The sequence below is a fragment of the Microbacterium sp. SWDP-B6 genome (assembly GCF_059803615.1).
Genome location: NZ_JAPFGV010000014.1, coordinates 64,142 through 89,683, shown reverse-complemented (window position 1 = coordinate 89,683; position 25,542 = coordinate 64,142). Strand labels below are relative to the sequence as shown.

Below are 25,542 nucleotides of genomic sequence, written 5' to 3'. Positions count from 1 at the left end.
CGCGGTCGCGGGGACACCCCCGCGACCGTCGTACGCTGACTGCATGCACCACGCCACCTCCCTCGCTCCTCGTGCCATGCTGACGGTCGAGGAGCAGCAGGCGAAGGTGTCGGCCGCCGCCCGGCCGCTCCGCGCAGAGGCGGTGCCGATCGCACTGGCAGCCGGTCGCACCCTCGCGGACGACGTGCGCGCCCGGGTCGATGTACCGCTGTTCGACAACTCCGCGATGGACGGATATGCCGTCATCTTCGCCGACGTCGAGGCAGCGACGGCCGAGCACCCTGTCGAACTACGCGTCATCGCCGACCTGCCGGCGGGGTCGTCCGAGGAGCCCGAGCTGCGTCCAGGGCTGGCCGCTCGGATAATGACCGGCGCTCCCGTGCCCCGTACGGCGACCGTCGTCGTGCCCTTCGAGCACACCCGTGACGGGCTGCAGGCCTGGGACGCCCCGGCCATCGTGACCACGGCTCCTGCCCGGGAGGGCGCTCACATCCGCCGCCGCGGAGAGGAACTGCGCGCCGGCGAGGTCGTCGCGCCGGCGGGCACCGTGCTCGGGCCGCTGCAGCTGACGGCCATCGCGGCCACGGGCATCGACACCGTGCAGGTGCGTCGCCGCCCCCGGGTCGCCGTGATCTCGACGGGCACCGAGCTCGCCGCCCCCGGCGCAGACCTCGACCGAGGGCAGATCCCCGAGTCGAACTCGGTGCTGCTCGCGTCGATGTGCGCCGAGGCGGGCGCCGACGTCATCTCTGTCGACACGGTGACCGACGAGGATGCCGCCTTCACAGCCCTCGTCGACCGTGCGCTGCACTCCGGCCGCGTCGATGTCGTGGTCACCTCGGGCGGTGTCAGCGCCGGCGCCCACGAGGTCGTCAAGAACGTGCTGCGCGATCGCATCGAGTTCGTCGCGGTCGCCATGCAGCCCGGCAGACCGCAGGCCTTCGGACGAATAGACGACGCGCTGATCTTCGGTCTGCCGGGCAACCCCGCCAGCGTCGCCGCCTCGTTCGAGGCGTTCGTGCGCCCGGCACTGCTCGCTCTCCAGGGGCGTGAGCCGCTGCAGCGCCCGATGATCCGTCTCACGACCACCGCCGGGTGGCGCAGCCCGGCAGGACGACAGCAGTATGTGCCGGTCGCTCTCGACCGATCCGACCCCGCCGCCTGGGCGGTGCACCCGGCAGCCGCCGACGGGTCGTCCGGCGCGCACCTCGCCGCAGGACTCGCCAGAGCGGATGCCTACGCCGTCGTGCCCGCCGAGGTGTCGGCGGTGGCCGCCGGCGACCTCGTCGACGTGATGCTGCTCTCGTGACCGCGGCGAGCGCCGCCGACACGAGCGCCGCCGACACGAGCGGCGCAACCGCGGCGATCGTCCTTGCGGGCGGGCGGGCGTCTCGACTAGACGGTGCCGCCAAGCCGCTGCTCGACGTGGGCGGTCGCACGCTGCTCGATCGGGCGGTCGCGGCCGTCGCAGGCTGCGCCCCGATCATCGTCGTCGGCCCGCCCGCGCCCGTGCAGGGCGAGGTCGTCTGGACTCGCGAGACCCCCGAGTTCGGCGGCCCGGTCGCCGGCATCGCGGCCGGACTCGCACGCACCGAGAGCGCTGACGTGTTCGTGTTGGCGGCGGACCTGCCGAACGCCGAAGAGGCGGTCGCGCTGCTGCGTCGGCATCCGCCCCTCGCCGGCGGCGAAGACGGCGTCTGCCTGACCGACGACTCCGGGCGGATGCAGTGGCTGATCGGGCTCTATCGCACCGACGCGCTGCGCCGAGCTGTCGCCACCCTCCCCGACGGCGGCCGAGACGCATCCATCCGTTCACTGCTCGCGGGCCTCACCATCGGCGCTCTGCCGGCGGGAGCCCTGGCGGCCGACGTCGACACGTGGGACGATCTCGAACGAGCCCGCGCCACGGTGCAGGCACCCACCCGCAACGGCACAGACGCCGACCACGACAACGGCACAGACGCCCTGCGTGGCAGCGCACCGAACGAGGAGACGACATGACCGACCAGCCGCAGCATCTTCCGGTCGAGGCCCTCGACGACTGGACGTCCGCCGCCTGCGCCGCCCTCGGGATCGACCGCGCGTCCGTCGACATCGGCCTGCTCCTCGATCTCGCCCGCGATGTCGCGCACGGCGTCGCGCGCCCCGCCGCCCCGCTCAGTGCCTACCTCGCCGGCCTCGCCGCAGGTCGCGCGGGCGGCAGCCGCGAGGACACGGCCGCGGCGGTCGCCGCGATCACCGCGCTGGCGGCATCCTGGCGCGCCGACGACCACGATTCCTGAAGTTCTCTCATCGCCGCCCTCCCCGATGTGATCGAGAAGTAATCACACCGAAACGGCATGCGCGCGGCCCTGCAACATCCGCCGCCTACGTTCAGAGCATTCACCCTCTCGAACGCCAGGAGCCGCGATGTCACAGACCACCGGAACACGCAGCGTCGATGCCCCCGCCGTCACGCTCACCCATCGACCCGGTCGCTGGATCGACGGGTGGAACCCCGAGGATCCGACGTTCTGGGCCGCCGAAGGCAAGGCGATCGCCCGCCGCAACCTGGGCTGGTCGATCTTCGCCGAGTTCCTCGGGTTCATCATCTGGCAGCTCTGGAGCATCGTCGTCGTGCTGCTCCCGGCCGCCGGCTTCACGCTCAGCACCACCGAGTCGTTCTGGCTGATCTCGCTGCCGAGCCTCGTCGGCGCGACCCTGCGATTCCCTTACACGTTCCTCGTCGCCCGCTTCGGCGGACGCAACTGGACGATGGTCTCGGCCCTCCTGCTGCTGATCCCGGCTGTCCTGCTCGGCATCGTCGTGCAAGACCCCGAGACCCCGTTCGGCGTGCTGCTCGCCGTGGCCGCCCTCGCCGGCTTCGGCGGCGGCAACTTCGCCAGCTCGATGGCGAACATCACCTACTTCTTCCCGCAGAAGGAGAAAGGCTGGGCGCTCGGCCTCAACGCCGCCGGCGGCAACCTCGGCACGTCCGTGGCGCAGCTCGCGGTGCCGATCGTCGTCTCGATGACCGCCGCCTTCACGTTCAACCTCTCGCTCGCCGGGTGGATGTGGGTGCCGCTGATCCTCGTCGCCGTCTGGGGCGCCTGGCGCCACATGGACAACCTCTCGTCCGCCAAGGCCGACTTCGCCGGAGCCGCCGCCGCCCTGCGCGAACCGCACCTGTGGGTGCTCTCGCTGCTCTACATCGGGACGTTCGGATCGTTCATCGGCTTCGCCAGCGTCTTCCCGAAGCTCATCGCCGACACCTTTCCCGAGTTCTCGACCTTCCAGATCGGCAGCGCCTCGATCACACTGGCGTTCCTCGGCGCGCTGGTCGGTTCGCTCGCCCGCCCCTACGGCGGAAAGCTCGCCGACCGCTTCGGCGGTGCGCCGATGACGATCGCCGCCTTCTCGCTCATGATCGTCGGAGCCCTCTCGCTGCTCGTCACACTCGAAGCGAACAGCTTCACGCTCTTCCTCGGCTGCTTCCTGCTGCTGTTCGTCGCCGCGGGCGTCGGCAACGGCGCGACCTACCGGATGATCCCCAACGTCTTCGCCGCGCGAGGAGCCGCGACCGCGGGTGATGCACTCGCGGTCAGCACCCAGCGCAAGGGTGCGGCCGCCCTGGGCCTGATCTCGGCGATCGGCGCCTATGGCGGATTCGTGATCCCCCAGGTGCTCGCCGCGGCGAAGAGCGGCACAGGGTCGTACGCCCCGGCGTTCGGCGGGTTCGTGGCCGGCTACGTCGCGCTGCTCCTGATCACGATCTTCGTCTACCTGATCCCCCGGGCCTCCCTCGCCGGACACCGGATCTGATCATGACCGAGCGCATCGTCGTCATCGGCGCGGGGCCCGTCGGCATCCGCTTCGCCGAGGAGCTCCTGCCCCTCGTCTCCGAGGGCCGGGCGACGGTGACCGTGCTGGGTGCGGAGACGGCGAATCCCTACAACAGGGTGCTCCTCGCGGAGCTCGCGGTCGGCGAGGCCTCGGCCGACGAACTCACCCTGGCCACCGCAGCGGGCCTTCCGGGAATCGATCTGCGTCTCGGAGCGCGAGCGGTGCGCATCGACCGCGAGGCGCAGCTCGTCGAGCTCGCCGACGGCTCGGACGTCGGCTATGACCGGCTGGTGCTCGCGACCGGCGCGCGATCGATCGTCCCGACACTCGACGGACTCGACACGCTGGGGCCGGACGGCACGGGCCTCGACACCAGCCTCACCGCGGGCGTCTGCGTGCTGCGCGACCTGGCGGATGCCGAGCAGGTGCGGGCCGTGGTCGAGCGCGGCGGCCGGGTGGTGGTGCTCGGGGCCGGCGTGCTCGGAATCGAGCTCGCGATGCTGCTCGCCGATGCGGGTGCCGTGCCCTCGGTCGCCCACTTCGGCCCGATGCCGATGCCGCGTCAGCTCGACCGCGGATCGGCGAGCATCCTCTCGACCGCCCTCGCCTCCGCCGGCGTCACGCTCGTGCCGCACACGCGCGCCGAGGGCGTCATCGGCGTCGAGGGCGACGACGGCATCCGCCGGTTCCGCGCGCTGGCCAGCTCCGACGGCAAGCGCATCGAAGGCGACCTGCTCGTGCTGTCGTGCGGGGTGAGGGCGCGCACCGAGCTCGCCGAGGCGGCAGGACTGCGCATCGGCAACGGCGTGCTCGTCGACAGCTCGCTGCGATCGTGGTCGGATCCCCGCATCCATGCGATCGGCGACTGCGCCCACCTCGCCGACCCCGCCGAGCACCTGCACGAGCGCCAGGTGCCCGGCGGACCGCACGGCCTCATCGGCCCAGGGTGGCGGCAGGCGAGCTGGCTGGCCGCGACCATCGCTGCCGAGCTGGACGGCATCGGCGACGCGGCCGAGTTCACGGACGAGCATCCGGGGGTCGTCGTGCTGAAGGGCGAGCTGGTCGACATCGCCTCGGCCGGCGACGTCTCGGCCGACCCGTTCGCGCCGGTCCCTGTGGGCGAGGATGCGCCGGGCATCGCGGTGTGGGCCGACCCCGAGCACGGCACCTACGTCAAGATGGCGACGCGCGACGGCATCCTCACCGGTTTCGTGGCGGTCGGGATGCCGCGGGCCGCCGCGGAGCTGAGCGTGCTGTATCTGCGCGGCGGCGAGCTGCCCGCAGACCGATCGCTGCTGCTGCGCCTCGACGATCCCGATGCCGACGTGGTGGCGCCTGCCGGTCGTGACGCGACGCTCTGCATCTGCAACGCCGTCACCGTCGGGCAGATCGAGGATGCGATCGATGACGGCTGCAGCTCGGTCGCCGCGATCGGGGACTGCACGCGCGCCGGCACCGGATGCGGCGGATGCCGAGCCAGGATCACCGAACTGCTGCACGACCGCGCGGAGGCCGTCGCATGACCGACACCCACTGCCCCTACTGCGCGCTGCAGTGCGCGATGACGCTGACTCCCACCGCGGGAGAAGCCCTGCCGGTGACCGTCACGGGCCGCGACTTCCCGACCAACCGCGGCGGTCTGTGCAAGAAGGGATGGACGTCGGCGGAGCTGCTCGCCGACACCGGGCGCCTCACCACTCCCCTGGTGCGGGGCGACGACGGCGAGCTGCATCCGGCGGAGTGGGACTCCACCCTCGACCTGATCGCCGCTCAGCTGGAGGGGATCGCCGCGGAGGACGGCCACGATGCGATCGGCGTCTTCGGCGGCGGCGGCCTCACGAACGAGAAGGCCTACCAGCTCGGCAAGTTCGCCCGCATCGCGCTGCGCACCTCGCGCATCGACTACAACGGCCGCTTCTGCATGTCGTCCGCCGCGGCCGCCGCCAACCGCGCCTTCGGGATCGACCGCGGTCTCCCCTTCCCGCTGACCGACCTCGACACCGCCGAGACGGTTCTCCTGCTCGGCTCGAACGTCGGCGACACCATGCCGCCGTTCGTGTCGCACCTGCAGGGCGCCAGGGCACGGGGCGGCCTCATCGTCGTCGATCCTCGCCGCAGCTCGACGGCCCGGCTGTGCGCCGACGGGGCCGGCATCCATCTGCAGCCGGTGCCGGGCACCGATCTCGCTCTGCTGCTGGCATTGACCCACGTCGTGATCGCCGAAGAGCTGTACGACTCGGGCTACGTGCGGCAGCGCACCTCGGGCTTCGATGCGCTCCGGCAGTCGGTGTCGGCGTGGTGGCCCGAGCGCGCCGAGACCGTCACAGGGGTGCCCGCGCGCAGCATCCGGGATCTCGCCCGCCGGCTGGCCGAACCCGGCTCGACGTACATCCTCACCGGCCGCGGGGTCGAGCAGCACGTCGACGGCACCGACACCGCGACCGCTGCCATCAACCTGGCGCTGCTGCTCGGACTGCCGGGCACTCCGGGGTGCGGCTACGGCACCCTCACCGGCCAGGGCAACGGGCAGGGCGGACGCGAGCACGGGCAGAAGGCCGACCAGCTGCCCGGGTATCAGTCGATCACGGACCCGGTGGCGCGCGCGTCCGTCGCGGCGGTGTGGGGTGTCGACCCCGACGATCTCCCCGGCGCCGGTGTGCCGGCCGTCGATCTGCTGCAGACCGCCGGCCTGCCAGGCGGCGTGCGCGCCCTGCTCGTGCACGGCTCCAACGTCTTCGTGTCTGCACCCGACGTCTCGACGGTGCGAGAGGCCCTCGGCCGGCTCGACCTGCTCGTCGTCGCCGACTTCTTCCTCTCCGAGACCGCGAAGGCCGCCGACATCGTGCTGCCCGTGCTGCAGTGGGCCGAGGAGGAGGGCACCATGACCAACCTCGAGGGCCGGGTGCTGCGTCGCCGACGGGCCGTCGACGCCCCCGCCGGAGCCCGCAGCGAGCTGTGGATCATGGCCGAGCTCGCCCGCCGCCTCGACGCCCCCGGCGTCTGGAGCCTCGACCCCTCAGAGGTGTTCGACGAGCTCGCCCGCGCATCGGCCGGCGGCCGCGCCGACTACTCGGGGCTCAGTCACGCCCTGCTCGACCTGGGCATCGAGGCGCACTGGCCGTTCCCGATCGGCAGCCTCGGCACGCCCCGTCTGTTCGCCGACCGGTTCGCGCACGCCGACGGGCGCGCGAAGCTCGTGGCGGTGCGGGCGCGGGCGCAGCAGACGCCGAGCGCCGACCGGCTCACACTGATCACCGGGCGACTGCTCGAGCAGTATCAGAGCGGTACGCAGACCCGCCGCGTCTCCGAACTCACCGAGAAGCGGCCTTCCCTCGTCGCCCAGTTGCACCCCGCCACGGCGCGTCGCCACGGGATCGGCGAGGGCGACGGCATCCGCCTCTCGAACTCCCGCGGCACGGTGCAGGCGCGGGCCGAGCTGACGCACGACATCAGGCCCGACACGGTGTTCCTGCCGTTCCACTACCCCGATGGCGAGAGTGCGAATCTGCTCACCGACGACCGGGTCGATCCGCACTCGGCGATGCCTGAGTTCAAGCGGGCGCTCGTGCAGCTCAGCGCGGTCTGACCCGGGGTCGGTCTCAGTCCTCGGGTTCGCCCGAGAGGATGCCGCGCAGCCAGTCGCGTGCCTCGACGAAGATGTCGTCGGAGTAGCGCTCGGGGTACTGCACGATCTGCCGGTCGGCCCGCGGGTAGGACCCGAGGAACACCACGCGGGGGCTGAAACGACGGATGCCGAGCAGAGCATCTGCCATGCGCTCGTGCTCGATGTGGCCGTCGGCGTCGATCACGAACCGGTAGCGGCCGAGCTCGTCGCCGATCGGACGCGACTGGATCAGTGAGAGGTTGATGCCACGGGTCGAGAACTGCTCGAGCATCTCGAGGAGCGAACCCGGGTGATCGTTCGGCAGTTCGACGATCAGCGAGGTCTTGTCGGCGCCGGTGGGAGCCGGTGCCGTGGTGGTGCGGGTGACGAGCACGAAGCGGGTGACGGCCTGGGCGTTGTCACCGATGTCCTCGGCCAGCACGTCGACGTCGAGGTGCTTCACGACGCCGGGAGCGGCGATGGCCGCCTGCGCGGGAAGACCGCCGTCGAGCATGCCGATCGCCGACGCCACGTTGCTCGCCGCCGGGACGTGCGAGTGCGTCGGAAGGTGCTCGCCTAGCCAGCCATGGCACTGCGCATAGGCGACGGGGTGCGCGGCGATCACCTGCACATCGGCCAGCGTGGTGCCGCGCGGAGCCACGAGCACGAAGTTCACCGGCACCAGGTACTCGCCGACGATCCGCAGGCCGGGCAGCGTCGCCAGAGCATCCTGAGTGGTCGAGACGCCGCCCTCGATCGAGTTCTCGATCGCGATCATGGCGGCATCGCTTCGACCCTCGAGCACGTCGGCGAGCGCCTCGCCGACGTTGTGCACGGCACGCCAGTCCTGGCCTCGCGCTTCGGCGACCTGCTCGAGCGCCGCTTCGGTGAATGTTCCGGCGGGGCCGAGATAGCTGTAGGTGCGGCGTTCAGTCACGCGTTTCACCTTAGGGCACGGGTAGGGGCCCAGAAGATGCGCGGATGCCGAGATGGGGGCAGACTGTCTGCATGACGAGCCGTGCCGGCCTACCAGCCGAAGAATCCGATCTGATCGATGTCGACGAGCTGATCGCCGCTTACTACGATCGTGTCCCCGACCCCGGCGTCGCCGCCGAGCGGGTCGCGTTCGGGACGAGCGGTCATCGCGGGTCGTCGCTCACCAAGAGCTTCAATGAGAACCACATCCTGGCCACCACCCAGGCGATCGTCGACTACCGCGCGGCGCAGGGCATCACCGGCCCGTTGTTCCTCGGTCGTGACACGCACGCCCTGTCGCTGCCGGCCGAGCGCAGCGCCATCGAGGTGCTGGTCGCGAACGGCGTCGACGTCCGAGTCGACTCCCGCGACGCGTGGGTGCCGACCCCGGCGCTCAGCCACGCGATCCTCACCTTCAACCGCGACCTCGCGCCGGATGCCGCCGGCCGCGCCGACGGCATCGTCGTCACCCCGTCGCACAACCCGCCGAGGGACGGCGGGTTCAAGTACAACCCGCCGCACGGCGGACCGGCAGACACCGACGCGACCGGCTGGATCGCCGACCGCGCCAACGAGCTGATCGCCGGCGGTCTGGTCGAAGTCAAGCGCGAGCGCTTCGCCGATATCGACTGGGACGCGCTTCCCGGATACGACTTCCGCGACGCCTATGTGCGCGATCTGGCCACCATCATCGACATCGACGCGATCCGCACCGCCGGGGTGCGCATCGGAGCCGACCCCCTCGGCGGAGCCTCGGTCGAGTACTGGGCGCTCATCAAGGAGGTCTACGACCTCGACCTGACCGTCGTGAACCCCGAGGTCGACCCGACCTGGCGCTTCATGACGCTCGACTGGGACGAGAAGATCCGCATGGATCCGTCATCCCCGTCGGCGATGGCCTCGCTGGTCGCCAAGAAGGCCGACTACGACGTGCTCACCGGCAACGATGCGGATGCCGACCGCCACGGCATCGTCACCCCCGACGCCGGGCTGATGAACCCCAACCACTACCTCGCGGTCGCCATCGACTACCTGTTCTCGCACCGCGCCGAGTGGCCGCGCGACGCCGCGATCGGCAAGACCCTCGTGTCGTCGATGATCATCGACCGCGTCGCCGAGTCGCTCGGACGCCGCCTGCTCGAGGTGCCCGTCGGCTTCAAGTGGTTCGTGCCCGGGCTGCTCGACGGATCCGTGGCCTTCGGCGGCGAGGAGTCGGCCGGAGCATCGTTCCTCCGCAAGGACGGCACGGTGTGGTCGACCGACAAGGACGGCATCCTGCTGTGCCTGCTCGCGGCCGAGATCATCGCCGTGACGGGCAAGACCCCGTCGGAGCGGTACGCCGAGCTGGAGCAGGCCTTCGGTTCGTCGGCCTACCAGCGCGTCGACGCCCCGGCGACGCCGGCGCAGAAGGCGACGCTCGGCAAGCTGGCGCCGGATGCCGTCTCGGCGACGACCCTGGCGGGCGAGGAGATCACTTCCAAGCTGTCGCACGCACCGGGCAACGGCGCCGCGATCGGCGGACTCAAGGTGCAGACCGAGCACGCATGGTTCGCCGCGCGCCCGTCCGGCACCGAAGACGTCTACAAGCTGTACGCCGAGAGCCTGCGCGGCCCCGAGCACCTCGCCGAGGTGCAGGCCGAGGCTCGCGCCGTCGTGTCGGCCGCCCTCGGCGACTGACCCGGCGTACCGCTTCCGTCCGTCTTCTGCCCCCGCACGCCGCCCGTGCGGGGGCAGAAGTGCATCCGGGGTCAGCGCACGCCGGGGTCGCGCATCCCGGGGTCGCGCATGCCGGGGTCGCGCATGCCGGGGTCGAGAGCATCCGGGATCGGGAGCGCCTGGGCTCAGCGATGCGAAAGCGACCCCACCTGGCGGACGCCATGCGCAGGCCGGGTCGAAACAGCCACCCAACGCGGGTGCGGGGTCGAAGACACATCCGACGCAGCGACTTCGGATGCGTTTTCGACCACCGCAGACGGTGACTGCCCGCCATTGCGGGTTGCACGGACGTGCGTGGTCGAAGAACCACCGGAAACGGCCGCCTGGGATGCATTTTCGACCACCGCAGACCGTGACTGCGCGCCATTGCGGGTTGCACAGACGTGCGTGGTCGAAGAACCACCGGAAACGGCCGCCTGGGATGCTCTTTCGACCACCGCAGACGAGCGCGATCGGATGCTGCGCGGGGGCAGCCCGAAGCAGAGGCGGCAGCAGCGGCCGGTCAGACCGAACTGGCAAGCAGCGCGCCGGCCTCGCGCAACCAGCGCGCAGGCTCCGCGAGAGCGGCATCCGACGATCCGGCGATGTCGGTGAGAGACGCGGATGCCGCGAACAGCGACACATCGGAGTCGGCGGTGATGCGCCCGGCCGCGAGCAGCGCGACGGCCCCGGCCGATGCCGCGAGGCCCGCGATGAACGAAGGCACCTTGCCGTCGCCGGACTGACCGTCGTACGAGCCCTCGCCCGTGATGACGACGTCGGCGTCGGAGATCGCGTCCGCGAGCCCGATGAGCTCCGCCACTTCGGCGGCTCCGGGAGCGAGTGCCGCTCCCCAGACGACGAGCGCACCACCCGTGCCCCCGGCGGCTCCGGTGCCGGGCAGAGCGGCATCGAGGCCGAGCAGGTCGGCGAGTCGGGCGAGCCCGGCATCCACGTCTGAGAGCTCGGAGGCGTCGAGACCCTTCTGCGGTCCGAACACGGCGGCGGCACCCCGAGGGCCGACGAGCGGGTTGGTGACGTCGGTGAGCACGCGCACCTGAGGCGCGGTGCGCAGGGCGCTCAGGTCGACGGATGCGATGTCTGCGAGGCCGCGCGCACCGTGGACGACGGACTCACCGGAGGCGTCGAGGAATCGGGCACCGAGTGCGGACAGCATCCCGGTGCCGCCGTCTGTCGACGCACTCGATCCGATGCCGACCACCAGTCGTGTGACGCCGTGGTCGAGGGCCGCGGCGATAGCCTGACCGAAGCCGGTGGTGTCGGCGTCCCACGGGCGCAGGTCGTCGAGAAGTTCGATGCCCGAGGTCGAGGCGAGGTCGATGACGCCGGTGCCGCCAGCAGACCCGGCGGATGCGGGCAGCAGCAGCCAGCTGGTCTTCAGCGGCACGCCAGCGGGCCCGTCGACGACGACCGGCATGCGTCGCGCCCCCGGCACGGCCGCGGCGAATGCGGCGACGGTGCCCTCGCCGCCGTCTGCCATCGGCCGGTGCACGAACGTCGCGGAAGGATCGACCGACGCCCAGCCCGCGGCGAGGGATGCCGCCGCATCCGCCGCGGTGATCGTGCCCTTGAAGCTGTCCGGCGCCAGCACGACGCGGGTCATCAGGTGATACCGGGGGTGCTCGACCGCACGATGACCTCGAGCGGCAGCGCCGCCTGCTGCCAGTCGGCGTCGACCGTCGCTCGGAAGGCCTGGTAGCCGACCTCGCTCAGCGGCACCCGCACGGTCGTGAGCGCCGGCGTGACATCGCTCGACGACGGCACATCGTCGAAACCGCAGACGGCGATGTCGGAGCCGATCTCACGACCCGCGTCGCGGATCGCCGACATCGCACCGATCGCGACGACATCGCTCATGCCGAACACGAGAGTGCCCGGCTCGACGCCATCGGCGAGCGCCGCCGACATCGCCTGCACACCGGATTCGCGACGGAAGTCGCCACGGATCAGCCGATCGATCGTGCCGCCGCCTGATTCGAAGCCGGCGCGGAATCCGGCGAGACGCTCGTCTGAGGTCAGGACCCCCTCGGCCGCGCCGATCGCGGTGGCCGAGCGGTAGCCGAGCGACGCCATGCGGCGGCCCAGCGCCTCCGCACCGGCGCGGTTGTCGATCTCGACGTGGCGGTTCTCTGCGCTGCCGGCCCCGAAGGTGACCACCTGCCCGCCGAACCGGGCGTACTCCGCGAGCTCGCGCGAGGTGTCGGAGTCGGTCGGCTCGTTCGTGCGTGAGGCGGCGAGGATCAGGCCCTGGGGTCGCTGTCCGCGCAGCGCGCGCACGATGCGCGCCTCGCGAGCCGGGTCGCGCTCGGTGATCGCGATCGTGACGACGAGACCGTGCTCGTCGGCTCCACGAGCGACGCCCGCGGCGATGAGTCCGAAGTACGGGTCGGCGATGTCGGCGACGAGCAGCGCGATCACGGGTGAGCTGCCGCGGGCGGTGGCCTGAGCAGACGCGTTCGCCGTGTAGCCCAGCTCGGCCGCCGCCTGCTCGACGCGCTCACGGAAGGACTCGGCGACCTTGCGCTCGGATCCGTTCAGAACGCGGGATGCCGTGGCGAGGGAGACCCCGGCCTCTCGGGCCACGTCGTGCAGGGTCGGGGCTGCGCCTCGGGAGTGCCGCGGCTGACGCACCCGGGAAGGGCTTTCCTGCTGACTCATGCCCCGAGCATACTGTGCGATGCGGGCGTCGCCGAGGAACAGTGGGCGGCGGCATCCCGAGTGCTGACGTGCATGCCGGCCTTAGAGCGAGAGGTACGAGCGGAGCGTCGCGGCCTCGCCACGCAGCATCGCCGGATCATCACCGGGCACGAACTCGAGCAGTGCGTCTCTCGGGGGCGTCGGCGCAGACTGCGCCTCTCCGAAGAACCGGGTCCAGAGGGCATCACGTGCCCGCAGCGGCAGCCGGTCGTGGTCGGGCCACCACGAGAACACGTGCGCGGCGCTCACATGGTCTGCGATCGCGCGATACTCGTCGAGCACCGCGTCGACCGCGGCACCGACCGTGGGCTGCCAGTAGGTGCTGAGCGTGGGCCTCGCGACCTCCTCGAGCACTCGGAGTGTCGTCGGCGCGGTGTCGGCGAGCGTGCCCGAATGGAACTCGAGCGCGAGGGACATGCCCCGCGCGCTCGCCTCGTCGACCGCATCCTGCAGTCGGGCGATCGTCGCCGCCCAGTCCTGCGGTGCGGCCTCGTCGGATCCGATCGAACCCGCCCAGACGCGCACGCGGTCGACGCCGAGAGCCTCGGCGGTGTCGAGCACGGGAGTGACCGCCTCGTCGGCACCGGCGCGGAAGTACGAGCCGTACGAGCAGCACACCAGCCCGGCATCCGTCGTCAGCCTCGCCGCCCTCGCCGCCTGCTCGACGTCCCCGGCCGGCACGTGCGTGTCGGCACCCCACTCGATGACCTCGAGTCGCGCCTCGGCTGCGAGCTCGACGACGCGTTCGACGCTCAGCGACGCGAAGGTCACCGAGCAGAGTCCTGGCCGGATCGTTGTCATGGGTTCATCCTCTCAACGGTCTGCGTGGGTGTCTCGGGGGTTGCGCCCGGCGGCTCTCTTCGTGTCAGCCCGCTGCACCGCCTGCAGGATCGAGGCACGGATGCAGGACCGGAATCGTGTTCCGGCCCGGCATCCGTGCCCTGGCCCTGCACGTGGGACCCCGACCGGTTCCGATCCGGGCCGCCGTCCGAAGAGCCCTCTGCCGCCTGCAGGATCGAGGCACGGATGCAGGACGAGAAGCCGTGTTCCGGCCCGGCATCCGTGCCCTGGTCCTGCATGTGGCACGCCTTTCGCACGCGAGCGGCCCGCCTTCGGCGATCGAGTCCCCGACGTCAGCGCAGGTACGGCGAGACCGCGGCGGCGAAGGTCTCGGCCGTGCGCCGCACGACGTTCTCGGGAGCATCCGACCAGACGTCGGCGTTGAAGATCTCGACCTCGATATCGCGGTCGTAGCCCGTCTCGATCACGGCGCGGGTGAGCGCACCGAAGTCGATCACGCCGTCGCCGGTGTAGTGCCGCGACAGCAGCACGTCGGCGGCGAGCGGGGTCTTCCAGTCGCACACCTGATAGGTCGCGATGCGGCCCTCTCGACCGGCGCGCGCGATCTGCTCGAGCACCTGCGGATCCCACCAGATGTGGAACGTGTCGACTGCTGCGCCCACGACATCGGCGTCGAAGTCGGCGGCGATGTCGAGCGCCTGCCCGAGGGTCGAGACGACAGCGCGGTCGGAGGCGTACATCGGATGCAGCGGCTCGATCGCCAGCGTCACCCCCGCCGCCTTCGCGTCGGAAGCGAGCACGCCGATCGCGTCGCGCACTCGTTCGCGAGCGCCGATCAGATCGCGGGAACCGGCGGGCAGCCCGCCGGCGACGAGCACGAGCACGGCCGTCGATCCGTCGGCACCGGCCGCGGCGAGGGTTGCGGTCTCCTCGATCGCTCGGCGGTTGTCGTCGAGTGCGGCGACGCGTTCCGGACCCTCGGGAAGGGTGAAGAAGCCACCGCGGCAGTGCGTCGTGAAGCGCAGACCCGAGTCGGCGAGCATCTGCGCGGCGACGTCGAGCCCGACCTCGTTCACGGGCTCGCGCCACAGACCGATCGCCTGGACGCCGGCATCCGCCGTCACCCGCAGCGCCGTCGCGAGGTCGGCGTGCTTGATGGTCGCCTGATTGATCGACAGGCGGGGATCGACGATCATGCATCCGCCCCGTTCAGGCGCAGCATCCCGTGCCAGCGCTCGCGCGCGAGTTCGGGCTTCTCCAATGCGAGCGACGCGTTGGCCAGCTCGACGATGCGGCTGAGGTGCGGAAGGCTCCGCGCCGAGTGCAGACCGCCGACCATCTGGAACGCGGGCTGATGCCCGTTGAGCCAGGAGAGGAAGGCGACTCCGGTCTTGTAATAGAACGTCGGAGCGGCGAACACCTGGCGGCTCAGTTCTTCGGTCGGTCCGAGGATCTCGAGGTAGCGGGCAGGGGCTCCGGCATCCAGCGCCTGGATCGCTGCGGACGCCACCGGGGTGATCGCCGCGAACGCGCCGAGCAGCGCATCGGAATGGGTGCGTTTCGTCTCGGTGCTTCGCTCCTCGCTCGACGACCGGGTAGTGTCGCCGCCGATGAGGCCGACGTAGTTGAAGTCGTCGCCCGTGAACATGCGCACGCCCTGCGGAAGCTGCTCACGAACCGAGATCTCGGACTCGGCGTTCAGCAGGCTCATCTTCACGCCCGCGACCTTGTCGGGCTGCTCCGCGATGACGTCGAGCAGCACAGCGGATGCCGTCTGCCAGTCGTCCGCGCCGAAGTAGCCGGCGAGCTCAGGATCGAAGGCCGTGCCGAGCCAGTGCAGCACGACCGGAACCGTGGCCGACGAGAGCACTTCGCGGTAGACGCGACGGTAGTCGTCGGCGCTCTCCGCGACGCGGGCGAGGTGGCGCGAGGCCATGAGCACGGGGCCCGCGCCCTGCTCCTCGGTGAAGTGCAGCTGCTCCTTGTAGGCATCGATCACCTGGTCGAGCGTGATGTGCGACTCGGCGACGTGATCGGTGTTGACGCCGACCACGACGGAGCCACCCTCCTCGCGGGCGACCTCGGCGCTGCGTGCGATGAGCTCGCGCGTCGCCGCGGCATCCAGGCCCATGTTGCGCTGCGCGGTGTCCATGGCATCGGCGACGCCGAGTCCCCACGAATACACGTTGCGGCGGAACGCGAGCGTCGAATCCCAATCGATGTCGGCGGGCTGCCCCGGGGTGTTGTCGGCGTGCACCTTGGGCACGACGTGAGCTGCGGCGTAAGCGACGCGGCTCTGCAGCGGCGAGGACGGTCGCGAGTACCCACCGCCCTCGCGCAGCTCGGCGTCCGTCACCGCGCCCGCGGTGTCGAGAAGTCGGAGAGTGCTCATGCTCAGCCCAGCGTCAGCGGCTCGAGCGCGACCTTGCGGCCCTCGGCGCTGGAGGTCAGACCGGCCTCGGCGAACTGCACGCCACGAGCACCCGAAAGCAGGTCGAAGGGGTACTTCGTGCCCTCGACGAACGAGACCAGGTACTCCTCCCACTGCTGACGGAAGCCGTTGAGGAAGACGTCGTTCGTGGGCACCTGCTGCCAGTCGGCGTCGTAGTCATGACTGTCTTCGAGGTCGGGGTTCCACACCGGCTTCGGCGTCGCGTTGCGCGGCTGGATCTTCGCGCCGAAGAGTCCGACCACGGCGGATCCGTGGGTGCCGTCGACCTGGAACTCGACGAGCTCATCGCGGTTCACGCGCACCGTCCAGCTCGAGTTGATCTCGGCGATGATGCCGCCCTCGATCTCGAAGATGCCGTATGCCGCGTCTTCGGCGGTGGCGGTGTAGTGCTCGCCGTTCTCGTCCCAGCGGTCGGCGATGTGCACGGCAGCCTGCGCGTAGACACTCTTGACCTCGCCGAACAGATTCTCGAGCACGTAGTTCCAGTGCGGGAACATGTCGACGATGATGCCGCCGCCGTCTTCGGTGCGGTAGTTCCAGCTGGGGCGCTGCGCGGGCTGCCAATCGCCCTCGAACACCCAGTAGCCGAACTCGCCTCGCACCGACAGGATGCGGCCGAAGAAGCCCGAGTCGATCAGGCGCTTGAGCTTCTGCAGGCCGGGCAGGTAGAGCTTGTCGTGCACGACGCCGGTCTTGACGCCCGCCTCATCGGCGAGACGCGCGAGCTCGAGAGCCTCGTCCAGCGACTCCGCGGTGGGCTTCTCGGTGTAGATGGCCTTGCCTGCCGCGATCGCCTTGCGAAGAGCGGAGGCACGGGCCTTGGTCACGAGGAAGTCGGCGTAGATCTCCCACTTCGGGTCGGCGAGGGCCGCGTCGAGGTCGGTCGTGTAGTCCTCGATGCCGTGCTTGGCGGCGAGCTCGGCGAGCTTGGCCTCATTGCGGCCGACGAGCAGCGGCTTCACCGTGATGCGGGATCCGTCGGGCAGCTCGATGCCGCCCTCTTCGCGGATCGCGAGGATCGACCGCACGAGGTGCTGCCGGTAGCCCATGCGTCCCGAGACGCCGTTCATGATGATCCCGATCTCGCGGGTTGTCGTCTGCGACATTGCTGGTCCGTTCTCTTCTTTCAGATCCCGCATCCTCTGCGGGGAAACCCCTGTGTGCGATCCGGCGCGGGTAAGCGCTTTCCGTCAGCATGCCACGCCCGAGGCTTATGTGCAAGCAGTGGGGAAAACGCTCTCCTTTACTTCTGCGAGGGGTCTCGCTGGGCGGGGCCGGGTGCAGAGGTCAATTCCGCATCCGAACCGGCCTGTTCGGGTGCTTTTTTGACCCCGCACCGTGCGCCAGATGCGTTTTCGACCCCGCACCGTGCGCCGGGTGCGATCTCTGGCCCCACACCGTGCGCCGGGCGCGCCTCTGACCCCGCAGGGCGAGACGGGCGGCTGCCCGCGTGAAGAACCGAGCGCCTCAGCGGGTGCTGGCGCGGTCGATCAGAAGAGTCGGGACGACAGCGGATGCCGCGACGCCCGGCGTGCCCTCGATCTCTGCGACGAGCAGACCCACGGCGCGCTGCGCGAGCGCCGTGAAGTCCTGGCGGATCGTCGTCAGCGGAGGCCGGTAGTTCGCGGCATCCGGCACGTCGTCGAACCCGACGACGCCGACGTCTTCGGGAACCCGCCGCCCCGCCTCGGCGAAGGCCCGCAGCAGCCCGAGCGCCATCTGGTCGTTGGCGCAGAAGACGGCGGATGCTGCGCGCAACGCCTCCCCGGCGACGAAACCGGCCTCGGCCGTCCAGTCGCCGCGGACGACGGGCGCGGGCTCGATGCCCGCGTCCGCGAGGGCCTGCCTCCACCCGCGCTCGCGTTCCGCCGCGGCGAACGACCCGGAAGGACCGGCGAGATGGTGCACGGTCTCGTGGCCGAGGCTCAACAGGTGGGCGGTCGCCGCGGCGGCGCCGCCAACGTGGTCACTGTGCACGACGGCGAGCTCGGCTGACGCCGGCGCATCGACCACGACCAGTCGCAGACCGGGCGGGCGTTGGGCTTCGGGAACCAGAGCGGACGCCTCGTTCAGCACGATCGCCCCGTCGACCTCCTGCTCGGCGAGCCGCTCGAAGGCGTCGGCGACGCTGTCGCCCGCCGTCACGAGGGTGAGCGCATAGCCGCGTTCCGCCGCTGCCTCGGCGGTGGCCTGCAGCATCCGCGAGTTGCCGACCGTCGCGAGAGTGGTGACGACGAGCCCGATGGTCTGCGAGCGGCCGGTGCGCAGCGCCCGCGCGGCGCGATGCGGGCGATAACCGAGCTCGGCCATCGCCGTCTCGACACGTTCACGGGTGGCGGGGTCGACGCGGGGGCTGTCGTTGACGACGCGTGAGACGGTCTGACCCGAGACGCCGGCGCGAGAGGCGACCATCGCCATCGACACCCGACCCGATGCGGGGCGACTGCGACGCGGCCGGTCTCCGCTGAGCGCGAGGTCGTCGTTCATCGGCATCCTCCACACATCACTCGGTCCGTCTCCGTCGAAGTCTGTCCACAACTCTCGGAATGTTGACGTTACCACGACGATGTGCGTACCATGTTTACGTGAACACGCACGAATCTCCTGAGTTGCGAACCGAGACTCTCTCAGCCGGAATCATCAAACGGGCCACCACGCTCGCCGACGGCCGCGAGCTGATCTACTTCGACGACCCCGACACGACGCTCGATGCCGAGCGCGCGGTCGACGCACGCACCCTCGATGCCCGCGGCGAGACCGCCACGATGCGCCTCGACGTGCTGACGGGCGACTGGATCACCGTCGCCGCGAACCGGCAGAACCGCGTGATGATGCCGAGCGCCGACGCCGACCCGCTCGCTCCGCAGTCGCCGACCAACCCGTCTGAGGTGCCGTCGCTCTACGACGTCGCCGTGTTCGAGAACCGCTCGCCCGCGTTCGGCCCCGCCCTGGCCGAGGCCACCGGCACCGCCCCCGCAGCGAGCAACCCTCCGCGCGGACTCGACGACCTCAGCGCTCTGGGCCTCGGCCGCACCCGCACGTCGGTCGGACGCTGCGAAGTCGTCTGCTTCAGCCCCGAGCACACCGGATCGTTCGGCACGCAGTCGGTCACGCGCGCCCGCACCGTGATCGAGGCCTGGGCCGACCGCACCGCAGCGCTCTCCCAGCTCCCGGGAATCCAGCAGATCTTCCCGTTCGAGAACCGCGGCGAGGCCATCGGGGTCACGCTCCCCCACCCCCACGGCCAGATCTACGCGTACCCCTACGTGACGCCGCGCACCACGCGGCTGCTCGACTCGATCGACCGCACCGCTCCCGACCTGTTCCAGCACATCCTCGAGTCCGAGCAGGCGTCCGAGCGCGTCGTGTTCCGCGGAGAGCACTGGACGGCCTTCGTGCCCTTCGCCGCCCGCTGGCCTCTCGAGGTGCACCTGATGCCGCACCGCCACGTGCCCGATTTCGCCGAGACGACGGATGCCGAGCGGGACGAGCTCGCTCCCCTCTACCTGCGCCTGCTCCGTGGCGTCGACGCGCTCTACGACACCCCGACCCCGTACATCGCCGCCTGGCATCAGGCTCCCGTGAACGTCGGTCGCGACAGCGTGCGGCTGCATCTACAGCTGACCAGCCCCCGCCGGGCCGCCGACAAGCTCAAGTTCCTCGCCGGCTCCGAGGCCGCGATGTGGGCCTGGGCCGCCGAGGTCACCCCCGAACAGGGCGCCGCCCGCATCCGCGAGGCCATCGCGAAGGCAGACTCCACCCACGCATCCGCAGACACCGCAGACACCGCAGACGAGGCATCCGCATGACCACCACCATCGAGGCCGCGACGGCGCTCTTCACCGACCTCACCGGCCGCGCCCCCGACGGTGTCTGGTCGGCGCCGGGACGAGTGAACCTGATCGGCGAGCACACCGACTACAACGACGGCTTCGTGCTGCCGTTCGCGATCCCGCACCGCACCTACGCGGCCGTCGGGATCCGCGACGACGGCCTCGGCCGCGTGCGCGTCGCATCGACCTTCGCCGATGCACCGGTCGAGGTCTCCCTCGACGAGCTCGACGAGCTGTTCCCCACCCCGTCTGGCACCGCCCCCGGGGTGCCCGAATGGGCCGCATACCCGCTCGGCGTAGCCTGGGCGCTCCGTCAGGCGGGTGCGGACGGCCGCGGCCTCGACATCGCGATCACCTCCGACGTCCCGGTCGGCGCAGGACTCTCGTCGTCCGCCGCGATCGAGAGCGCCACGGCATCCGCCCTGAACGACCTCTGGGCCGCCGGACTCGACCGCACCGCCCTCGCGCGCGTCGGCCGTCGAGCCGAGAACGAGGCAGTCGGCGCTCCGACCGGCATCATGGACCAGATGGCCTCGATGCTCGGCGAGCCCGACGCGGCGATCTTCCTCGACTGCCGCTCGCTCGACGCGAACCTCGTGCAGGTCGGCATCGCCGAGGCCGGCCTCGCGATCCTCGTGATGGACACGCGCGTCAAGCACGCCCACTCCACCGGCGGCTACGGCGAGCGCCGCGCCGCCTGCGAGCGCGGCGCCGCGATCATGGGCGTGCCGAGCCTGCGCGACGTCTCGGTCGACGACCTGGCCCGCGCCGAAGAGCTCATGGACGACGTGACCTTCCGTCGAGTGCGCCACGTGGTCACCGAGAACCAGCGCGTGCTCGACACTGTGAAGGTGCTGCGCGAAGAGGGCCCCCGCTCCATCGGCGACCTGCTCGTGGCCTCTCATGCCTCGATGCGCGACGACTTCGAGATCTCGGTGCCCGAGCTCGACACGGCGGTCGAGGCCGCCCTCGCCGCCGGTGCCATCGGCGCTCGGATGACCGGCGGTGGGTTCGGCGGAGCCGCGATCGCGCTCATCGAGCAGGATGCCGTGCAGCAGGTGACGGATGCCGTGAACGCTGCGTTCGCCGCCTCCGGGTTCACGGCCCCCGTGATCTTCACCGTCACCCCGTCGGCCGGAGCGCGCCGCGACGCCTGACCGGAGTCAGGGTCCGCTGGTCGCGACCTGAGATACTGAACACTTCCCCACCCTGAGGAGCACAATGTCCTGGATCGTGACCGGCGGCGCCGGCTACATCGGCTCGCACGTCGTTCGCGCACTGTCGGATGCGGGGCTGACGCCCGTCATCCTCGACGACCTCTCGAGTGGCGTCGCATCGTTCGTGCCCGAGGGCGTGGCCTTCGTGCAGGGCAGCATCCTCGACCGCGAGCTCGTCGAGAAGACCCTCCGAGACCACCACGCCGAGGGCGTCATCCACGTCGCCGGATACAAGTACGCCGGGGTGTCGGTGCAGCGTCCGCTGCACACCTACGCGCAGAACGTCGAAGGCACCCGCGTGATCCTCGAGGCGATGGAGGCCGCGGGCGTCACCAACATCGTGTTCTCGTCGTCGGCCGCCGTGTTCGGCACCCCCGATGTGGCGCTCGTCGTCGAAGACACCGCCAAGAAGCCGGCCAGCCCCTACGGCGAGTCGAAGCTGATCGGCGAATGGCTGCTGCGCGATCAGGCGATCGCGACCGCCGAGTCCGACAAGCCGCTGCGACACACGTCGCTGCGCTACTTCAACGTCGTCGGCTCCGCAGACCCGACCGTCTACGACGTGAGCCCGCACAACCTGTTCCCTATCGTGTTCGAGAAGCTCATCGCGGGAGAGACCCCGCGCATCAACGGCGACGACTACGACACCGAAGACGGCACCAACGTGCGCGACTACGTGCACGTCGGCGACATCGCGGCGGCCCACGTCGCCGCGGCCCAGCGCCTCGCCACCGGCGCGCCGATCGAAGCGGCCTACAACCTCGGTTCGGGCGACGGCCTCAGCGTGAAGCAGATCATGGATGCCGTCGCACGCGTCACCGGCATCGACTTCACCCCCGAGATCGGCCCCCGTCGCCCCGGCGACCCCGACCGCATCGTCGCGACCGGCGAGCTCGCCGCGCGCGACCTCGACTGGAAGATGCGGTACACGGTCGACGAGATGGTGCGGACGGGGTGGGAAGCGCGTCGGGCCGCGTCCTGACGTCAGAGGTCTCGGGAGCGGATCGGGTAGAGCCAGAAGCACAGCCACGCGAGGGCGGCGAAGACGAGCGGAACCACTGCGACCATCGCGCGGATGCCGCCATCGACCGCCTCGGGCTGCGCATCGCCCAGCGACGCATCGAAGCCTGACGCCGTCAGCACGGCCGCCGCGACGACGGCCTGCAGCACGACCGAGCCGCGCACCACGAAGCCGTTCACGCCGAAGTAGGCGCCCTCTCGTCGATGACCGGTGCGGGTGGCGTCCTCGTCGATGATCTGTGCGAGCACGACCTCGAGCAGCTGCAGCAGGCCTCCGACACCGACACCCACCGCGACGCCGACCAGAGCCGCAACCGGCACGGTCGACGGCAGCAGGTAGCCGAGCATGGCGATGCCGAACACCGCGACGCTCCACAGCAGCGCCGCGCGGGGTGAGGTGCGGCGCACGACCGCGCTCCACAGCACGATCGACGGGATGGCGGTCACGAAGATCGCACCCAGCAGCAGGCTGGCCTCGCCCTCGGCGGCGCCCAGCGAATACCTCACGTAGAACGGCAGAGCGGCGAGGATCACGGCGATAGATGTCTGGATGAACAGCGAGCCGAGCACGTAGGGGACGAACGCCCGATTCGCGAACGTGTACTTCAGCTGGTCGCGCCACCGCATAGCCTCGGATGCCGCCTCCGGCACCCGGCGCTCGATCATGCCACCGAAGAACGACCACACCAGCAGCACGAGGCAGACGGTCGAGAGCACGATCGCCATGCCCGGCCAGCCGATCGACCCGTACAGTGCAGGGGCGCCCGCGGTGCCGAGCACCATTCCGAGGATCGCGAAGATCTGGCGCGGCACGTTGCCCCGCGCCCGCTCGTCGGTCGTGCGGAAGATCTCGGGGAACAGCGCCGAGATGTTCAGCACCACCACCACGAATGCGATGTCGTACACCGCCACGACGACGAGGAACCACACGATCAGCCCGGCGGTCGGCAGCTCCGGGGGCATCCACACCAGCGCGAAGGCGACCACGAGCGGCACGATGCCGAGCCCGATCCACGGAATGCGGCGGCCCCACGGTGTGCGGATGCGGTCGGACAGCGCGCCCACGACGGGGTTCAGCACCGCGTTCAGGATGCCGTGCGCGATCATCGCCGCGGCGACCCACCCCGGTGCGACGCCGAGGTGGGTGACGTAGAAGTAGACGACGAAAGCCGAGAACGTCTGCGCCATGAGCTGCGTGGGAAACCCGGATGCGCCGAACGCGAGCGCCTGCGCTCTGGTGGGAGCGCCGTCGAGTCGACGATCGCGCAGCCGCGTCGCCATCGAGGTCATGCGCGCCGGCTCCGCTGCAGATCGCGCAGGTCGCGCCAGCCGAGTCGCACGAGTCCTTCGTCGGCGAACGCCTGCAGCACAGCGGGGTCGGAGAGCAGGCGAAGCTCGTGTCCGCGCTTGGCGGCGGCGAAGTCGACGACGGCCCGCAGCTCGTCGTCGTCGACCATCGGATGCAGGTAGATCTCGGTCACCCCGGCCGGAACAGCGCGCAGCAGCGCGATGAAGCCGTCGCGGACCTGCTCATAGGATTCGCCGGGCACCTCTTCGAACGGGTGGCTCCACAGCCGGTCGATGATCTCGACCCCGAGGGCGTCGGCTGCGGCCGATGCCTCCGCGAGCTTCGCCTGCAGCGCGGCGTCGTCGTCTGTGCCCTCCATGCTGCGCGGCAGCCGGAACGGCAGTCCGTTGCGGGCGGCGAGCTCGAAGACCGGACCGAGGAAGTCCCGCCCGGTGAGCAGACCGTAGACCGATCCCATGTGGTTGTCGAGGTGGGTCACGTCGACCCCGGCATCCAGCGCCGCCTGCAGCTGCGCGGCGATCTCGGCGGTGACGTCATCGACCGTCGCGAGCTCTTCGATGGCCAGGACGTCGGCGGGAAAGTACCCCGCTCCGTCGACGAGGGTGCTGGCGGCGCCCGTGAGCGGTCGCCAGCGGTAGTCCGTCCACTCGCTCGTGAGCACGAGGTGAACGCCGACGTCGAGGTCGGTGCGCGAGGCCGCGAATGCCATCGCCTCCGGCGCCCAGGCGCACGGCACCATCAGGGTCGTCGAGTCGACATGGCCTGCGTCCAGCAGCTGGGTGATCGCCGTGTTGGCCGCGTGGCACATGCCGAAGTCGTCCGCATTGATGATCACGGCCCTGGCTCCGGGTGCGAGGCCGAGGCGATCCGCGAGGTCCGAGGTCATCTTCGGCTCCTGTCCGAGGCGGGGAGCAGCCGGGCGAAGACCGATGCCCGAAGCGCGGATGCCGCCTCGCCGACCGCGCCGACCAGGGGCGCTTCCGGACCGAACGACGAGACCACGAGTGTGAGCGGCAGTTGCGGTGCGAGTTCTTCCGCGAACTCGGCTGCTGCACGGGCGAGCGCCGGGTGCGCGGCCGTGCCGCTGAGCAGGAACGCCTCCGGGTCGAGCACGAGCGCGATGCTGCCGGCGATCAGGGTGAGCCTGCGCCCCATCTCGGCGGTCATGGCGAGCGCGGCCGCATCGCCGGCCCACGCAGCGTCGAGGTGCTGGTCGATCGTCTCGTCGGGGTCGCGTCCATGGGCGAGCGCGAGGTCGCGCACGACGGCGTCGCCGAGCACCGGGGCGCCGATCGGCAGCGGGCTCTGCGGCAGATACATGACCTCGCCGGCGACACCCGAGAATCCGCGGTGCAGGGACCCGTCGATGACGATCCCGGCTCCGAGACCGTCGTCGAGGAGCAGCAGCGCGAAGCTGCTGAGTCCTGCGCCGGTGCCTTCGGAGAGTTCGGCGAGAGCCGCGAGATTGACGTCGTTCTCGACCCGCACCGGGCATCCGAGCCGCACGGCCAGCCCGTTCTTGAACGCGCCGCCGTCGGGACCCTGGTCGTCGCGGATGCCTCCGTCGGCGGTGACGATGCCGGGGATGCCGACGACAGCGAGCAGCAGCGGCCCGGTCACCGTGCGGCGACACGCGTCGACCAGCCCGGCGATGTGCTGCACCCGGTCGCCGCGCGGCGGGAATGCGGCGTGAGTCTCTGCTCGCACTGCCCCGGCGGGGTCGACCAGGGCGACATGAGCGGCGTGGGCGTCGACGTGCACGGCTGCGGCGAACCCGAGCTGCGGATGCAGTGCGACGCGCCCCGCTGCGGGTCCGCGCGTGTCACGATCGACCCCGGCCGCGGCCACCGCTGACGATGCCTCGAGCATTCGCAGCACCTGCGTCACCGCCGTGCGCGACAGACCTGTCTCGGCGACGAGTTCCGCCCGTGTGAGTGGGCCCCGGCGCGCGAGCGTCTCGAGGATCGCGCGGCCGTTGAGCGTTCGAAGCAGGGTCTGGGGCCCCGCGAGTGGTCGTGCCAAGATGATCCCCCCGGATTCGACGTGCGCCCAGCTTGACACATCGCGTCATACGTGTCGAGGAATCCGAACCCCGA

The 25,542-nt window shown here is 70.8% G+C and carries 21 protein-coding genes; 10 read left to right on the top strand and 11 right to left on the bottom strand.

Translation table 11 applies throughout. The features are described from left to right. Positions 1 to 43: 43 nt before the first annotated feature. The 6 genes from OPU70_RS15400 (at position 44) to OPU70_RS15375 (ending at position 7,408) form a co-directional block, all read left to right on the top strand. Positions 44 to 1,309, top strand: coding sequence for a molybdopterin molybdotransferase MoeA (locus tag OPU70_RS15400; protein WP_498558179.1), 1,266 nt, complete (start codon positions 44 to 46; stop codon positions 1,307 to 1,309). Continuing rightward, a complete protein-coding gene (gene mobA, locus OPU70_RS15395; RefSeq protein ID WP_498558178.1) occupies positions 1,306 to 2,001 on the top strand; it encodes a molybdenum cofactor guanylyltransferase in 696 nt (231 codons plus the stop codon). Before OPU70_RS15400 ends, mobA begins: the two co-directional genes overlap by 4 nt. After that, positions 1,998 to 2,282, top strand: a complete 285-nt coding sequence (locus OPU70_RS15390; RefSeq protein ID WP_309691381.1) for a DUF6457 domain-containing protein — start codon at positions 1,998 to 2,000, stop codon at positions 2,280 to 2,282. The genes mobA and OPU70_RS15390 overlap by 4 nt, the downstream gene beginning before the upstream one ends. Positions 2,283 to 2,409: 127 nt before the next feature. Continuing rightward, positions 2,410 to 3,801 carry an MFS transporter gene (locus tag OPU70_RS15385; RefSeq protein WP_498558177.1) on the top strand — a complete coding sequence of 464 codons (1,392 nt, stop codon included), beginning with the start codon at positions 2,410 to 2,412 and terminating at the stop codon, positions 3,799 to 3,801. Positions 3,802 to 3,803: 2 nt separating this feature from the next. Beyond that, positions 3,804 to 5,345 carry an FAD-dependent oxidoreductase gene (locus OPU70_RS15380; RefSeq protein ID WP_498558176.1) on the top strand — a complete coding sequence of 514 codons (1,542 nt, stop codon included), beginning with the start codon at positions 3,804 to 3,806 and terminating at the stop codon, positions 5,343 to 5,345. Next, the gene (locus OPU70_RS15375; RefSeq protein WP_498558175.1) at positions 5,342 to 7,408 is read left to right on the top strand and encodes a molybdopterin oxidoreductase family protein; all 2,067 of its coding nucleotides are present in this window, start codon (positions 5,342 to 5,344) and stop codon (positions 7,406 to 7,408) included. Before OPU70_RS15380 ends, OPU70_RS15375 begins: the two co-directional genes overlap by 4 nt. 13 nt (positions 7,409 to 7,421) lie before the next feature. Here the strand turns inward: OPU70_RS15375 and pheA are convergent, their stop codons facing one another. Further along, positions 7,422 to 8,372: a prephenate dehydratase gene (gene pheA, locus OPU70_RS15370; RefSeq protein ID WP_042541487.1), complete on the bottom strand. Its 951-nt coding sequence runs from the start codon at positions 8,370 to 8,372 to the stop codon at positions 7,422 to 7,424. Between the two features lie 62 nt (positions 8,373 to 8,434). Here pheA and pgm point away from each other — a divergent pair, with 62 nt between their 5' ends. Further along, complete coding sequence (pgm, locus tag OPU70_RS15365; protein ID WP_498558174.1) at positions 8,435 to 10,078, top strand: phosphoglucomutase (alpha-D-glucose-1,6-bisphosphate-dependent); 1,644 nt, start codon at positions 8,435 to 8,437, stop codon at positions 10,076 to 10,078. Between the two features lie 541 nt (positions 10,079 to 10,619). Here the strand turns inward: pgm and OPU70_RS15360 are convergent. The 7 genes from OPU70_RS15360 to OPU70_RS15330 form a co-directional block, all read right to left on the bottom strand. Next, a complete protein-coding gene (locus OPU70_RS15360) occupies positions 10,620 to 11,720 on the bottom strand; it encodes a glycerate kinase (protein WP_498558173.1) in 1,101 nt (366 codons plus the stop codon). Continuing rightward, on the bottom strand, positions 11,720 to 12,775 hold the full coding sequence (locus OPU70_RS15355) for a LacI family DNA-binding transcriptional regulator (protein WP_498558172.1): 1,056 nt from the start codon (positions 12,773 to 12,775) through the stop codon (positions 11,720 to 11,722). Before OPU70_RS15355 ends, OPU70_RS15360 begins: the two co-directional genes overlap by 1 nt. A gap of 81 nt (positions 12,776 to 12,856) precedes the next feature. Then, a complete protein-coding gene (locus OPU70_RS15350) occupies positions 12,857 to 13,615 on the bottom strand; it encodes a sugar phosphate isomerase/epimerase family protein (protein ID WP_455905547.1) in 759 nt (252 codons plus the stop codon). Between the two features lie 332 nt (positions 13,616 to 13,947). After that, positions 13,948 to 14,811 carry a sugar phosphate isomerase/epimerase family protein gene (locus tag OPU70_RS15345; protein WP_498558171.1) on the bottom strand — a complete coding sequence of 288 codons (864 nt, stop codon included), beginning with the start codon at positions 14,809 to 14,811 and terminating at the stop codon, positions 13,948 to 13,950. Continuing rightward, positions 14,808 to 16,007: a dihydrodipicolinate synthase family protein gene (locus OPU70_RS15340; RefSeq protein WP_498558170.1), complete on the bottom strand. Its 1,200-nt coding sequence runs from the start codon at positions 16,005 to 16,007 to the stop codon at positions 14,808 to 14,810. The genes OPU70_RS15345 and OPU70_RS15340 overlap by 4 nt, the downstream gene beginning before the upstream one ends. 2 nt (positions 16,008 to 16,009) lie before the next feature. Continuing rightward, the gene (locus OPU70_RS15335; protein WP_079113566.1) at positions 16,010 to 17,173 is read right to left on the bottom strand and encodes a Gfo/Idh/MocA family protein; all 1,164 of its coding nucleotides are present in this window, start codon (positions 17,171 to 17,173) and stop codon (positions 16,010 to 16,012) included. A 361-nt stretch (positions 17,174 to 17,534) separates the two neighbouring features. After that, positions 17,535 to 18,485 carry a LacI family DNA-binding transcriptional regulator gene (locus OPU70_RS15330; RefSeq protein WP_042541493.1) on the bottom strand — a complete coding sequence of 317 codons (951 nt, stop codon included), beginning with the start codon at positions 18,483 to 18,485 and terminating at the stop codon, positions 17,535 to 17,537. 167 nt (positions 18,486 to 18,652) lie between these two features. Between OPU70_RS15330 and galT the strand changes: the two genes are divergently transcribed. The 3 genes from galT to galE all read left to right on the top strand — a co-directional run bounded on the left by galT (position 18,653) and on the right by galE (position 22,099). After that, a complete protein-coding gene (gene galT / locus OPU70_RS15325) occupies positions 18,653 to 19,876 on the top strand; it encodes a galactose-1-phosphate uridylyltransferase (RefSeq protein WP_498558169.1) in 1,224 nt (407 codons plus the stop codon). Continuing rightward, positions 19,873 to 21,057, top strand: a complete 1,185-nt coding sequence (gene galK, locus OPU70_RS15320) for a galactokinase (protein WP_042541479.1) — start codon at positions 19,873 to 19,875, stop codon at positions 21,055 to 21,057. The genes galT and galK overlap by 4 nt, the downstream gene beginning before the upstream one ends. A gap of 64 nt (positions 21,058 to 21,121) precedes the next feature. Continuing rightward, entirely contained in the window at positions 21,122 to 22,099 is a 978-nt protein-coding gene (gene galE / locus OPU70_RS15315) for a UDP-glucose 4-epimerase GalE (RefSeq protein WP_042541478.1), read from the top strand. 2 nt (positions 22,100 to 22,101) lie between these two features. On the opposite strand, the gene OPU70_RS15310 is transcribed toward galE, so the two are convergent. The 3 genes from OPU70_RS15310 to OPU70_RS15300 are packed head-to-tail and all read right to left on the bottom strand — an operon-like array spanning position 22,102 to position 25,468. Next, positions 22,102 to 23,427 (bottom strand): MFS transporter, encoded by a 1,326-nt coding sequence (locus OPU70_RS15310; protein ID WP_498558168.1) that lies wholly within the window; start codon positions 23,425 to 23,427, stop codon positions 22,102 to 22,104. After that, the gene (locus OPU70_RS15305; protein WP_498558167.1) at positions 23,424 to 24,332 is read right to left on the bottom strand and encodes a polysaccharide deacetylase family protein; all 909 of its coding nucleotides are present in this window, start codon (positions 24,330 to 24,332) and stop codon (positions 23,424 to 23,426) included. The genes OPU70_RS15310 and OPU70_RS15305 overlap by 4 nt, the downstream gene beginning before the upstream one ends. Further along, a complete protein-coding gene (locus OPU70_RS15300; RefSeq protein WP_498558166.1) occupies positions 24,329 to 25,468 on the bottom strand; it encodes an ROK family transcriptional regulator in 1,140 nt (379 codons plus the stop codon). Before OPU70_RS15300 ends, OPU70_RS15305 begins: the two co-directional genes overlap by 4 nt. Positions 25,469 to 25,542 lie beyond the last annotated feature (74 nt).